General features: G+C 40.5%; 10 protein-coding genes and 2 pseudogenes. 7 read left to right on the top strand and 5 right to left on the bottom strand.

Annotated features, from left to right (window positions below):
- The first annotated feature begins 231 nt into the window (after positions 1 to 231).
- The 7 genes from FFL34_RS13300 (at position 232) to FFL34_RS13320 (ending at position 7688) form a co-directional block, all read left to right on the top strand.
- A complete protein-coding gene (locus FFL34_RS13300) occupies positions 232 to 1548 on the top strand; it encodes a glycosyl hydrolase family 18 protein (protein ID WP_138603845.1) in 1317 nt (438 codons plus the stop codon).
- A gap of 408 nt (positions 1549 to 1956) precedes the next feature.
- Positions 1957 to 2094, top strand: a complete 138-nt coding sequence (locus tag FFL34_RS18300) for a hypothetical protein (protein ID WP_171046373.1) — start codon at positions 1957 to 1959, stop codon at positions 2092 to 2094.
- 151 nt (positions 2095 to 2245) lie between these two features.
- On the top strand, positions 2246 to 3634 hold the full coding sequence (locus FFL34_RS13305; protein ID WP_234031504.1) for a multicopper oxidase family protein: 1389 nt from the start codon (positions 2246 to 2248) through the stop codon (positions 3632 to 3634).
- 325 nt (positions 3635 to 3959) lie between these two features.
- Positions 3960 to 4115: a hypothetical protein gene (locus FFL34_RS18305; protein ID WP_171046374.1), complete on the top strand. Its 156-nt coding sequence runs from the start codon at positions 3960 to 3962 to the stop codon at positions 4113 to 4115.
- 270 nt (positions 4116 to 4385) lie between these two features.
- The gene (locus FFL34_RS13310) at positions 4386 to 5024 is read left to right on the top strand and encodes a group I truncated hemoglobin (RefSeq protein WP_171046375.1); all 639 of its coding nucleotides are present in this window, start codon (positions 4386 to 4388) and stop codon (positions 5022 to 5024) included.
- Between the two features lie 503 nt (positions 5025 to 5527).
- Entirely contained in the window at positions 5528 to 6442 is a 915-nt protein-coding gene (locus FFL34_RS13315; RefSeq protein ID WP_138603848.1) for a peptidase U32 family protein, read from the top strand.
- Between the two features lie 13 nt (positions 6443 to 6455).
- The gene (locus FFL34_RS13320; RefSeq protein ID WP_138603849.1) at positions 6456 to 7688 is read left to right on the top strand and encodes a peptidase U32 family protein; all 1233 of its coding nucleotides are present in this window, start codon (positions 6456 to 6458) and stop codon (positions 7686 to 7688) included.
- A gap of 382 nt (positions 7689 to 8070) precedes the next feature.
- On the opposite strand, the pseudogene FFL34_RS13325 reads toward FFL34_RS13320, so the two are convergent.
- The 5 genes and pseudogenes from FFL34_RS13325 to FFL34_RS13345 form a co-directional block, all read right to left on the bottom strand.
- Positions 8071 to 10037: pseudogene (locus FFL34_RS13325) on the bottom strand (ABC transporter permease).
- Positions 10027 to 10788 carry an ABC transporter ATP-binding protein gene (locus FFL34_RS13330; protein WP_138603850.1) on the bottom strand — a complete coding sequence of 254 codons (762 nt, stop codon included), beginning with the start codon at positions 10786 to 10788 and terminating at the stop codon, positions 10027 to 10029. Before FFL34_RS13330 ends, FFL34_RS13325 begins: the two are co-directional and overlap by 11 nt.
- 93 nt (positions 10789 to 10881) lie before the next feature.
- A pseudogene (locus FFL34_RS13335) lies at positions 10882 to 11885 on the bottom strand (sensor histidine kinase).
- Complete coding sequence (locus tag FFL34_RS13340) at positions 11882 to 12574, bottom strand: response regulator transcription factor (RefSeq protein WP_138603851.1); 693 nt, start codon at positions 12572 to 12574, stop codon at positions 11882 to 11884. The pseudogene FFL34_RS13335 and the gene FFL34_RS13340 overlap by 4 nt, the downstream one beginning before the upstream one ends.
- A 202-nt stretch (positions 12575 to 12776) precedes the next feature.
- Positions 12777 to 14126: an ISLre2 family transposase gene (locus FFL34_RS13345; RefSeq protein ID WP_234031423.1), complete on the bottom strand. Its 1350-nt coding sequence runs from the start codon at positions 14124 to 14126 to the stop codon at positions 12777 to 12779.
- Positions 14127 to 14216: the final 90 nt, after the last annotated feature.

Consider the following 14216-nt stretch of genomic DNA (forward strand, 5'->3'; position numbering starts at 1 on the left):
GCGAACACCTTCACCTCTCACGCCATACTCCTTGTTTCACTTATACTCTTATGATGAAAGTCAACATCCCCCTTTTACATGGTTGAAAATAAAAATGCGATATGCTGTCCTGACTAACAACTAAGGGCAGCGTTTTATTATGTTAATAAACTGTATTGCACGTGTATGGATGCATATATTTCTGTCTAGTTAAAGAAAATAAAATAAAGTACATAAGGAGGATGTGAAGCAATGAAGGTTACAATCGCAGCATTTATATGTGCAATAATTTTATTTGTACCTACTAACGCCACTGCTAGTGTAATTCATGTTGTTGAGCAAGGGGAGAATCTGTCGAAAATAGCAGACGTGTACGGCACTACACCAAGCAGACTTGTCAATATCAATGGCTTACCGGATCGTAATAAGCTGATACCGGGGCAGGCATTGTTGGTACCAGGTCAGGAGTATGTTGTGCAGCCTGGTGAAAGTTTATGGGGAATATCGAAACGGCACGCAATGTCGATAGAAAAACTCAAATCCGAAAATGAACTGGATAGCAATATCATTTATCCTGAACAGAAACTAACTATTCCTGAAAGCTCCAAACGGAAGATATTCACTGGGGCATTTTTTGTACCGTCCGGAGATCAAAAGGCTAATCAATCCGTGCTGGACCACTACCGAGAAATGGCGTCAAGTGTCGCTTATTTTGAATATCATCCAGATACAAAGGGGAACCTTAGCACACTTGCTGGTGATGATTCAGTCGATACGGCCTGGAATAAAGGCTATATACCCTATGCAACGGTAACTAACTTAAGTGGCCAAGGATTCGACCCGGATTTGGTCCACCAAATTGTTAGTAGCCAGGAAAATCGAAATCGACTCATCGAGAATATTTATCAAGTTCTTCATACAAAGGAACTAAAAGGTGTTGTTATTGATTTTGAGGGTATTCACAACAAGGATCGACAGTATTTTAATACGTTTATAAAAGAACTGTCCGACCGGCTTCATAAGGCCGATATGAAGGTTTCTTTATCGTTACCGCCAATGCAGGGGGACCGTAATCCAAGTTATTACGCTGGCTATGATTATCAAACACTTGGTGAATATGCCGATGCGCTTTTTTTGATGACTTATGATTGGCACTGGTCAGGTGGTCCGGCGGGTCCGATTGCACCACTCGGAGAAGTTCGGGATACGATTGAATATGCTGTGTCGGTTGTCCCACGTTCCAAGATTACTCTCGGAATCCCTATGTATGCCTATGATTGGAGCATGGACCATCCCGAAGATACACGAGCGTATGCACAGGAACACGCTATCAATACAGCAATTAAGTACGAATCCGTTATTCATTACAATAAGAAAACCAACCAGCCTTGGTTTCGTTACACGGATGAACATGACAAAAGGCACGAAGTTTGGTTCGAAGATGCGCGATCCATTTTGATGAAGTACCGGCTCGTTAAGGAATATAACCTTCGCGGGATGGGGGGCTGGAAAATGGGGCTGTCCTTTCCACAGGCAGAACAACTACTCATGGAAGAATTTGATTTGTAAAGTGGAGAGTATGGTAGTGATGTTGAACGTCTTCCTGTCCCAGGAGGGCGTTTTTTACTCAGGATATGTGATAAATCAACAAAACTTAGCTACGAGTGAAGAAATTAACCATCATCGACCTCACTTATAGTCGGAAACCATCTGTAAGACGATTAAACGAAGAGAATGATAAAGTGTAAATAACATGTTACTATTTCTGCATAGTTTCTGCATCACTTTAGTTTATTATTGTAAATGGGATAGTTGAAAAGGATCAATTAACAGTAAACGAAGGAAAATTTGATCCGGAGAGATTCCCTAAATGGCGACGATTTGAAACATCGTTGTCTCATATCAAAGAAAAAGAGAAATACGCGAGTTAGACGTGGACGAATTCAGGTTAAGCCAAAAAGAAAGGAATGATTACAAATGATGAACGGTTTTCATGGAATGATGAACGGCTATAATGGAATGATGGGAGGCTTTGGAATTTTTGGGTATATCATTAATTTGATTGTAATTGGCGCCGTTGTTTATATCGCTGTTAAGCTCGCCATGAGAAAATAATAAAAATGGACTGATATTAATGAGATACCATTATACAATCTTATTTAATAGGTGAAAGGTGAAAACAATGAAGAAGAATTTCGGCATTTTAATCGCTGGTTTCATAATTGTCTTAGGAGTATTCAGTCTCTTTTTTATTGGGGGAAGGAATATGCCTGGTCAATTGCCGAACTTATCAATGAAACAGCCATTTGATAACACGAACAATCAAACAATCGAAACAGAGGAGACAAACCTTCCCATACCACCATTATTAAAAGATTATAATGACGATCCGAATAAAGCAGAATTTCATTTAACGGCTCAAAACGCAACAAAAGAGTTTGTGCCAGGGAAAACAACAGAAACGATGGGGTATAATGGCGATTACTTAGGTCCTGCGATCCGGGTTCGAAAAGGTGAAGAGGTGTCCGTGAAGGTGGAAAATGAACTGGATGAAATAACAACTATCCACTGGCACGGACTTGAAGTAGATGGTGATGCAGATGGCGGACCGCATTCAGGGATTAAACCTGGAACATCATGGTCTCCGGAATTCAAAATACAACAACCAGCTGCTACTTTATGGTATCACCCCCATCCTGAACAGGAAACTGGGAAGCAAGTTTATAAAGGATTAGCAGGGTTATTCCTGATTGAGGATGAAGTTTCGGACCGTTTAGATATCCCGAAAGAATATGGAGTGAATGATTTTCCACTTGTCATACAAGATAAAAGATTTAATTCAGACGGAAGCTTTGAATATAATCTGGGTATGCATGATGTTATGAATGGACTACAGGGAGCAACGATGCTTGTGAATGGAGCTGTTAATCCCCTTCTAGAAGTTCCAAGCGGTATGGTGCGACTACGTTTATTGAATGGGTCCAATGCAAGTGTATATGATTTAAACTTCAGTAATAACCAGTCATTTTATCAAATTGCTAGCGATGGTGGTTTCCTCGAGAAGCCGGAGAAAATGGACAACCTCGTTCTCGGTCCGGCGGAGAGAGCAGAAATTCTTGTTAACTTTTCTGATTTGAAAAAGGGGGAAATGGTGCGATTACAAAATAAGGGATCGGAATTTATGAAGTTCACTGCAAAGGGAAAAAGTCAAAAAGATTTCACTATCCCAAATAAATTAACGACCATTGAAAAAATAGAACCTAATCAAGCGGTGAAAACGAGGGATTTTGTTTTTGAAGGTATGGGTCCAACGGTAAATATTAATGGAAAACAGTTTGACATGGATAGGATTGACGAAGAGGTACAACTAAATGACACTGAAATCTGGGAAATTTCCAATGAGAGTGGTATGGGAATGATGGGCGGAACAGTACATCCATTTCATGCACACGGTGTACAATTTCAAGTTTTGAAACGTGATGGAAATCCACCACCTGCAAATGAAACAGGGTGGAAAGATACAGTTATCGTTAATCCTGGAGAAAAAGTCAAAGTCATTGCTACATTTAAGTATCCTGGTGATTTCATGTATCATTGTCACATACTTGAACACGAAGATGCAGGTATGATGGGACAGTTCAGGGTCAAGGAATGAAGATTCACTGAAAAATTAGTAAAGAACAATGACCAATGATAATAGGACCAGTGCTGGTACAGGTAGATATAGGGACATCTTTAAGTAAAAATACCAGGCACTATTGTTCCAGCTTGCGTGGTGTGCCAAAGGGTATACCACGTTTTTGTATACCTGAATATAGTAGTGGTTAAATCCCCCTACAGATTAAGAGTTCTCTTCTGTAGGGGGCAGATCTTTCAAATTAAAAATATTAAATATAGTGAGTAAATTTTATCTTTTCTCATGAATGGCAATGTTTTAAATAGATCCATCTAGGGTATTGAAAAACTAAGGAGGGATTATAATGTCTGAAAAGTCATTGTACGAACGACTCGGTGGTATTTATAGTATTGCAGCTGTCACTGATCATTTCGGCGTTCCTGAACGTGAAAAAAATGAAGTACTCGAAGCATTCGTTGCGCATAAAGAAGAGGTCATTAGCGGAACAATCAAATCATAGAATAACATTTTAATAGAGACTGCTCATGGCAGAGCCCCTGAATGTTCGGATCAGAATCAGGGAGCTCTGCCATTTTCATCTCAAAAATCTTTCATTACTTTTTACGTCCCTGCAGATGAAGTACTGTGGGGGCATGCGATAAAACACTTACTGTTTAGACTAAAAACAGGCGCAAATTCAATTGATGCCTCCTCAAAGCCGGGATAAATGTACATTTTTAGTTCGATTTACATACGCTATGTTGAATAGAAAAGGAAAGGAATGAATTTCATGTACTATATACCGGTTGTCCCATATTATGTTCCAGTTTATCCTTGTCAACAACCATATATGCCTCGCCAAAACGCATACGAAGGTTCGTGGTATTTTCCTTATTGTTCTCAACTGACTAATAGTGGAGGAAACTCTTTCGTCCCTCATATCAATCAAAATGCTATGCAAAACATTGATTACCAAACGACTAATTGGAGATCTGAACATCCAACGGAAAAATCATTGTATGAACGTCTCGGCGGGATTTATCGTATTGCAGCTATCACGGATCATTTCGTTGATTCTTTAGCGGATGATCCCATAGTTGGAACGAATACATCCAATGCCTATCTCAGAGATTGGTATGAAAACAAACGTTGGCGCGCATCAGGATTCAAAGTCCTCAACACATTATGGATCGCTGAAAAAGCCGGCGGTCCGTATGAATATGTTAGCACGGTTCCCAACAATCACAGTTTAGATTTAGAGCCAACTCATTACAAAATGATGTTAACCGCCGAAGAATTTAATGCAGCTGCTAATGTCCTAGCCAATTCACTTGATCATTTCAATGTTCCTGAACGTGAAAAAAATGAAGTTCTCGAAGCATTCATGGCACACAAAAAAGAGGTCATCAGCGGAAGTATCAAACAGTAGAATTGCCTTTGCTTTTTATGCATAGGGACCGGTTATAAGCGTTCTTATCGGTCTCTATTTTTGTTTGGGTACAGGATCGGTCAGTAATTGTATGCTAGGATGTTGGAATGATTAGGACAATTACTGTTACTAAAAAACAAAGCCGTCATCCATTGCCGGTTTAAATGGGTAGAAACTAGAAAAGATGCCGCGAAAAAGGAAATCAAACTTCAGAGAGATTACAAGGATGGAATATAAGATTTTCTTCAATCGGGCGCTAACAATAAATGACTTTGAAGTATATTTTTACTTAATCATTTATGCATTGATAATGCTTTATTCTCACTTATTGTCGCACGAACAAAAAAAGAGGCGGCTGTTTTGTGGCACTAACTGTAATTATCCCCCTTTAATTCCCCCCTGGCTTTAACTACATCCCGAAAGTGACAGGAACCACAGCTTCATCTTTGATACTATGATACACTTCTTTATTGATGTACATATTGCAATAAAGGGGTCTGGAAATGATTGAAATCGTAGCAACCGCAGAGTCTGTTGAACAGGCGAAAGCTCTTGTCGCAACAGACGTGGATACACTTTATATTGGAGAAGATGCGTTTGGATTACGTTTGCCAAAATCTTTTTCTCGAAATGAAATTACTGAAATAATCAAAATAGCGCATGAACAGAATAAACAGGTTTCTGTTGCTGTCAATGCCATCATGCACAATGATCGTATTAAAACGGTTGTACCGTATTTACAATTTTTACAGGAAGTTGGTGCTGATTCGGTTACCATTGGCGATCCTGGTGTCATCCATCTCCTGCAAACCCACGGTATTAATTTGCCTTTTATATATGATGCACAAACATTGGTAACGAGTGCGAAACACATTAATTTTTGGGCGAAACGTGGTGCGGTAGGTGCCGTGCTTGCAAGAGAAATTATGTATGAAGAACTAAAGTCGATTGGAACGAATGTGACAGTACCTGTAGAAGTACAAGTATACGGGGCAACTTGTATCCATCACTCCAAGCGACCACTCGTTGAAAATTACTATAACTATACGAAAGAAGACAAACCAAATACGAATGCATTGTATATTTCTGAACCGAAAAGACCAGAAACCCATTATTCCATATATGAGGATATAAATGGAACTCATGTATTTAATACAAATGATATTAATCTTTTTCCATACTTAGACAAATTAGTAGAAATCGGTTTAACCAGATGGAAGCTTGATGGAATCTTTACACGAGGAAAAGATTATGTTGAGATTGCTCGTCTTTTTGTGAAAGCGAAACAAATGTTATTAGACGATAAATGGACACAGGAACAAATGCAACAGTTAAACGAGCAACTCATGCAACATCATCCAAAAGAACGAACATTAGATGAGGGATTTTTCTTAAAAGATCCTAGTGAAGTGCAATAGGGAGAGATATCATATGAAAACAATGACAAAAAAACCGGAAATACTGGCACCGGCTGGAACACTTGAAAAGTTGAAAGTTGCCATTCGCTATGGTGCGGACGCTGTTTATATTGGTGGAAATCGATTTGGGCTGAGAAGTCGAGCAGGAAATTTCTCTTATGACGAAATGAAAGAAGGCGTTGATTTCGCCAAACATCATCACGCCAAAGTGTATGTTGCAGCAAACATGGTCACACATGAAGGGGATGAGGAAGGAGCAGGTGAGTTTTTCCGAACACTTAGGGATATCGGAATTAATGCTGTTATTGTATCAGATCCAGCGTTAATAGAGATATGTGCAATTGAAGCGGAAGGCTTGCCGATTCATTTATCTACGCAAGCATCTGCGACCAACTATGAAACACTGAACTTCTGGCATCAAGAAGGACTAGAGCGTGTCGTATTAGCAAGAGAAGTTAGTATGGAGGAAATTAAAGAAATTCGCCAAAATACAGATGTAGAAATCGAAGCATTCATCCACGGTGCCATGTGTATTTCCTATTCAGGACGTTGTACATTATCAAATCATATGTCTAATCGTGATGCGAACCGTGGCGGGTGCTCACAATCCTGTCGTTGGAAATATGATTTATTCGAAATACCCCGCCCTGGTGAACAGACATCTGTTCTTGCCGGAGACCCAGTAGAAGACTTTTCCATGAGTGCTGTTGATATGTCTATGATACGTCACATACCTGATATGGTAGAAAATGGAGTAGACAGTTTAAAAATTGAGGGGCGCATGAAATCCATACATTATGTATCCACCGTTTCCAATGTATATCGTAAAGCGATTGACACCTATTGCCGTGACCCTGAAAACTATGTCTTTAAACAGGAATGGGAAAATGAGTTATGGAAGGTGGCCCAGCGTGAATTAGCATCAGGTTTCTATTATGGCACTCCAACAGAAAACGAACAATTATTTGGTAAACGTCGTAAAATCCCTGCTTATGCATTTATTGGCCAAGTCTTAGAATACAATGCGGAAACACAAATTGCTACAATTCAGCAGCGGAACAACTTTGGCGTAGGTGATGTAGTAGAGTTCTATGGCCCTGGGTTCACACATGCGTACCAAACCATTGAACAATTATGGGATGAAACAGATGTACCAATAGAACGCGCGCCAAAAGCGATGATGATTGTAAAAATGAAAGTTAATACACCTGTGAAACCATTCGATATAATGCGAAAAAAGAAATGATAGATTGCCTTACTAGAGGATTCCTAATGGTCGTTGGTGGAAATGCGAAACGAATGAAGCACTCAGTCTATATTGTTATGGGAGACACTCGTTATGTATTGATGATAAATACGTTGATGAATACTGTATGTCAAACCTATTATAATGGCGCTGACTAAACGACAATCGGCTCTGGAACAAAGTTGTGCTGGAATTACGCCATTATATGCAGTATACCAGAAATAGTGGAATTGAAGAAAACACACAAAAGGGACTGGGACAAATGGATTGAGTCTATAAGTGGAGTATCATAGACTTTAACTATGTACCAGCCCTTTTTGTTAGTGACATATGTGATGTTTCACATGTTATTAGTGTTTTTCTCTACCGCAAACTGAGTCTGTTAACGCATTTTTATCATGCGTTTATAATACAGTACCGACAGCGTCCCGAAGATAGAATACAATCCAGTATAAATCAGCATGACGATCGCCATCGGGGTAACCATTTCCGTCCCGAAAAAGAACCAGCCGGATTTAACCGCAAAGTAACTGTGTAACAAACCGACGACAAGCGGAATTCCAAAATTGAATAATTGTTTGCGGCGAATGCCTTTTAACAAGTCGCCCTCTGTAAAGCCCAGCTTCCTGAGAATCGTGTAACTTGGTTCTTCATCTTCACTTTCGTCCATTTGTTTAAAGTATAGAATACACCCGGATGTGATGAGAAATGCCAATCCTAAGAAACCCACGATAAACATCATCATTCCCACGTTCAATTTCTGATTAATGATTTCTTCGTGCCTTGATTCATATGCGGCCCACTCGCTAAGACCTGTCTCACTAAAAATCTCATCCGCTTTTTCCACGTTCCTGTTGCTTGAAATATTGACTCCGGTATATCTGTGAATTCCTGCTCGATTTCAGGATCCTTGTCACTAGCCAATACTTCGTAAACCGATTGATCCACTACAGCAACCGGGAATCCACCGGTCAACCATAAAGGGATTGCAGCGATATCCTTTAATCCTTTAAACGTTAAATCAATTGATGTCTGTTCTCCACTTAACGTAATCTCCCCCTGTTCTTTAAAGGGGATAAGCCTCTCCATTGTTTTTATTAGATTAACAAAAATGACGTCTTTTTTATCAACATCCAAATCGGTCACATCATCATCACCAATGACAGTCATTGTCATATCACGTGCGTCAAATGCGGGTTCATCGCCACCCGCTTCATCCGGCAACTCAATAACATTCCACAAGTCAACACCGCTCTCCAATAAATCAACATGTCTTGTTGTATAGTCAATATTCGCTTCATTCAGTGCTTTGGTGAACTGCTCTGGTGCAGGCGCCTTTGAAGTATTCTCAGAATATGGGATGGAAAAATCATCCGGAATATTGTCCTTTGCCGTCTTCTCAGCAGAATAATAAGAAATATAACTAAGCGATAACAGCCCAATTGCCAGTGCTGACAATGTCGTAATCACCGTTAAAAGAAACGAATTTGATCGCATTCTAAACATAATCGATGACAGTGACAGGACGTCACTTACATTTAAATAACCACCCTTTTGCTTTCGGACCATATTGAAAATAAAGCTGACAGATCCTTTATAAAAAAGGTACGTTCCTAGAATCACTGATGCTAAAATCATCAACATGACAATAAATAATTGATTACCAAAAAAGTCACTGCTGAACAAACGTGATGACAAGTAATAGCCAAACACGATTAAACCAATACCAAAAATTCCCAACAGCATCTGGAATGGCGTCATTTTCTTTACACGTTGCTCTGCAGTGGACGACACATGGAATAACGCCAATATGCTCTGCCGTCTAATAAAAATATAGTTCATCAGCATAATCAGCACATAAATGATTGAGAAAACAACCAACGTCTGGACCAGCGCCTCTGTGGAAAAATTAAGTGTTGCCACATCCTCAACACCTGTAACTTTGAACAAAATGAGCATCAATAGCCGCGAAACCGAAAACCCAAGGAAGGTTCCAATCAAGAGCGATCCGATATACAGCATTAAATTTTCCACACTTAATACCCGGAATATCGTACCCTTTGTCATTCCAACCAATTGAAACAGCCCGATTTCCTTACTTCGTCGTTTGATAAACAGGTTGTTGGCATACAGGAGAAAGACTGAAACAATCACGATCAACATGACAGAACCGGCTTTTAACCCGGCTGAACCCTTGACAGAGCCTGTTGCCTCATCCATTGCCGGGTCATATTGCAAAGTCACAAAGGCAAAATACAATGCCACACTAAAGACCAATGCAAATATATACACATAATAGTTCTTCATGTTTTTCTTCAGATTGCGGTAAATGATCTGATTAATGCTCATACTTAATCCCGCCTAAAACACCCTGGGTCTTGATGACATCTTGGAAAAATTCATCACGTGTCTGCTCACCCTTATTAAGCTGTGTATAAATTTGTCCGTCTTTTATAAACACCACACGCTGACTAAAGCTTGCTGCAAGCGGATCATGTGTCACCATAACAATTGATGTGTTTCTTTTGGCGTTTAAGTCACTTAACTTATTCAACAGACCCGAAGCGGCCTTTGAATCAAGCGCACCTGTTGGTTCATCAGCAAAAATGATGCTCGGTTCATGGATAAACGCCCTTGCTGCAGATGTCCGCTGTTTTTGTCCGCCGGAAATTTCATTTGGATATTTATTGGCAATATCCGCAATCCCGAATTCTGCGGCGACCGTGTCAAATGCCTTGTTGGCTTCCTTTTTGGACACTTTTTTAATGGAAAGCGGTAGCAGAATGTTTTCTTTCACCGTTAAGGTATCGAGCAAATTATATTCCTGAAAAATAAACCCGAGGTGATGCTTTCTGAATTCGGCGAGCTGTTTATCTTTCATTTGGTTGAAATTTTGCCCTTCAATCGTAATCGTCCCCTGACTAACACGATCGATGGACGATAGTACATTCAGAAGCGTCGTCTTCCCGGAGCCGGATGCCCCCATAATGCTCACGAATTCCCCTTCCTGCACCTGTAAATCAAGGGCACGAAGCACCTCTTGTTTATTAAACTTGTTTCCGTACGTTTTATAAATTTTTATTGCTTCAAGTATTGCCATGTCATTCCCTCCTTCTGCCTCTATCTTACCCACATCACAGCCGGTTCTCCTTCACTTTTTCTTACAATAACCAAAAAGCATGTGACAGTTTCGTCACATGCCTGCAATCTCGACAAAATCATTCTCTTTCGGAAACGTCAACGTAAACATTGTCCCCTCCCCCAATCTCGATGACACGTCTATCGTGATGTGAAGCGAATGCGCCACTTGCTTGGCCAGATACAGTCCCATGCCTGTTGCGGTCTGATCGAAATGCGCAACCGTATTGGTAAACCCCCGGTCGAAAATACGTGGCAAGTCTTTCGCGTCAATCCCACGCCCATGATCGGCAATCGTTAGAACACACCGCTCCTCTTCCATAAAGCTATCAATTATGATATCTGACGCTTCGCTGTATTTAACAGCGTTTGTTAAAATTTGCCTGGCTATAAAACCAAACCACTTCGTATCTGTCAGCACCTCTGTCACCTGAAGATTGACATCAAAACCGATGCCTTTTTGCATACACCACAGTTTCAATGCTTTAATTTCCTCAAACATTAATGCTTCCAGATCCGTCTTTTCAATAAAAAGATCATTTTGCATGAAGGGTATGCGCCTTTGATGCAGCTTTTGATCCAGCAACAAATGAACCCTTAACCATTCATACATGAGCTGCCCCTTAAGTGCCTGATCATCAACACGCTCAATGATTAGCTGCAGCGTTGTCAGCGGTGTTTTTACCTCATGGATCCAGCTCAGTATATCATCTTTTTCCTGTTCCACACTTGTATGTAGCTCTTCCAGCTGCGTTTTGTATACCTCATTCTGCTTCTGAATCATGTCAGAAGCCATTTTTTCAAACGGACTTCCTGCCTCAGGTATCGTTGTTAAATCAAATGATTGACCCTGATTCCTCAGCGCTCTGTAAAACCGCGTTTCCTTATGATAGCAACAACCAGGAAAACACCAAAGAAAAGTGACGTTATAAACATCAAGTACAATACTGAATTCATTTGAATTCCGGCATCAAGGTAGCCGATTAACAGGACAAGAAGCTGGAAAAAAATAAAAATCAAAATCCAGCTGAGGCGCTCTCTTAAAAATAACCTAATCATCTTGTTGTCTCTTCCTTTGCGACATAGCCTTGTCCGACTTTGGTTTCAATCGCATCACCCAGCCCCAATTCAGTCAATTTTTTCCGCAGACGATTGATGTTCACAGTAAGCGTGTTGTCACTCACAAATCGGTCGTCATCCCAGAGGCTTGTAATCAGTTCCTCCCGTGTCACAATGTCATTTTTCCTTTCAATCAAAACCTTTAATATATACATCTCATTTTTCGTGAGATCAATTACTTTCTGATCACGGGAAACCGTACCCTTCACAAAATCAATCGTTGCCCCGCACCACGTTTTTAACTCCAGCTTGGTATCCGTATTATAATTATATACCCGCCTCAAAGTCGCCTGGATTTTTGCAATCAACACATCAAAGTGAAACGGCTTCTGGACGAAATCATCCGCACCGAGCTGCATGGACATCACCATATCCGTCGGGTGATCCCGCGATGAAAGGAAGATGATTGGCACGTTTGAATGTGACCGGATCAATCGGCACCAGTGAAAACCATCGAACTTCGGCAATTGAATGTCAATAATGACCAAATCCGGTTTACTCACCGTGAATTCCTCAAGCACATTACCAAAATCCACGACCCCAACCACGTTATAAGACCATTGAGACAACCTTTCTTTCACTTCCTGAGATAATGTCTCATCATCTTCAATCAGCATTATTGTAAACAAAATGTTCACCACACTTTAGAAAAACTATTTAAATCTATATTAATATGCACTTAGATGGAAGTAAAATAAGCTCCCAAGAAAGATTGAGTCAAGTACTTGTGGGAGATTTTTTTTCAAGTCCCTTTTTTGTATTGTTTTAGTCAACTTTTGGTAACGGTTTCATGTTTATATCATTTTAATCAGTTGGTGCTTTTTTACTTTTTCAAATTCCCCGTAATCCTTTTAATGCGTCTGTAATTGGTTTCCCGATAGCCTGCTTGAGATAACCCAGATTGTTGCGTGTTGCTTCTGCAGCACTTTCTTTTAGCTTTTCTACAAAGTGTTTAGGCGGCTTTTCTTCTTTGCTTTCCTGTATTAATTCCTGCGTCTGTTCAAGTATCCCCTGCAGCGTTTTTATCTCCAGATTATCTTTGAGGGCAACCATGATATCGATGAATTTATCAAGCCCTTTATCACTCCAACTACGCCCGTTTTTGAGCCTTCTAGCGAACACACTCATCGTTCCCTCTGCACTCCCCATCGGGCGGAATCCTGTTGTATCTATGCCCCTCTCTTTTAGTTTTTCACGGTAATCTCCCAGTGCCTCTGGATATTGGGAAAGCTGGGCAATTAACTCTTCCAGCCGTTCTTCCTTCTTTTCATTTTCAAGCGTACCCACCGCACTGTTTAATTCCACCATGAAACCTTCCCAGTCATAGCTTGCTAGTTTCTTTCGGATGGAGCGGTATCTTGAATGACCCCGAAACAAACGCTGCACATCCCGGGCAACATGAAAACGGTCGATGACAAAGGTCGCATTATGCTGGAAATGATCCCGGCAGGATGTGATCCACTTCGCTCCATCCCCATTAATAACGAGGTGGTGCCTGGTCGGATCATACTCATAAGTAGCCATTAGATACTGCTCAAATTCTTCCCAGAACGGCAGATTTCCTTCATGAATGAAATGTCGCTTCTCTATCAGCTTTGCTCGTTTACCATTCATTTCCCAGCCCTGATGCACACTGGCAATCTTAATTTCCTTGCCTTTTTTCTTTTTCTCTTGGCTTTTCGTATAAAGCCCGTCCACCTCCACGAATACAACATCCTGTTCGAGTGGCACTGACTCTTCCGGCACAACCTCCGTATTCAAAAGCTGCTGGCGTATACCTTCATGACTAATGACAGGGTAGCCCAAAAGCTTCTCCATTGCCTTCCCAGCCTGTCGATAGGAAACGCCTGTTACAGCCAGTTCAATAGCCAAATCTTGCACCACCGGACTCATTCCCTTTGTGCCGTCAAAAGCTAAATACTGATCCAATAAATAGACATACTTTCCCGTCTCTTTATCTTGATAATAATTTCTTTTCAGTTCCACCTGCCCAAAGACGGACTCAAACTTTAATGTTCTTTTATCCTTCAAATAAAATCGTTGCTTATCCCTTTCTGAAGCAATCGCCTCATCTATTTCCTGTAGCGTCTGTGCCATCACCTGAGAAAAACTTTCCTGCAATGCACGGTATGTAATTTGTTCTAATTCTTTCATTGTAAGCGCAGATATGATATCTTTCATTAGAGGACCTCTTTCTATAGTTGTTGTTGTAGCAGACTTAACTATACAAGAAAAGGTCCTCTTTTTCATGTAAAACACCCTTTAAACTAC

Source organism: Lentibacillus cibarius, from assembly GCF_005887555.1.
Lineage (GTDB): Bacteria > Bacillota > Bacilli > Bacillales > Amphibacillaceae > Lentibacillus > Lentibacillus cibarius.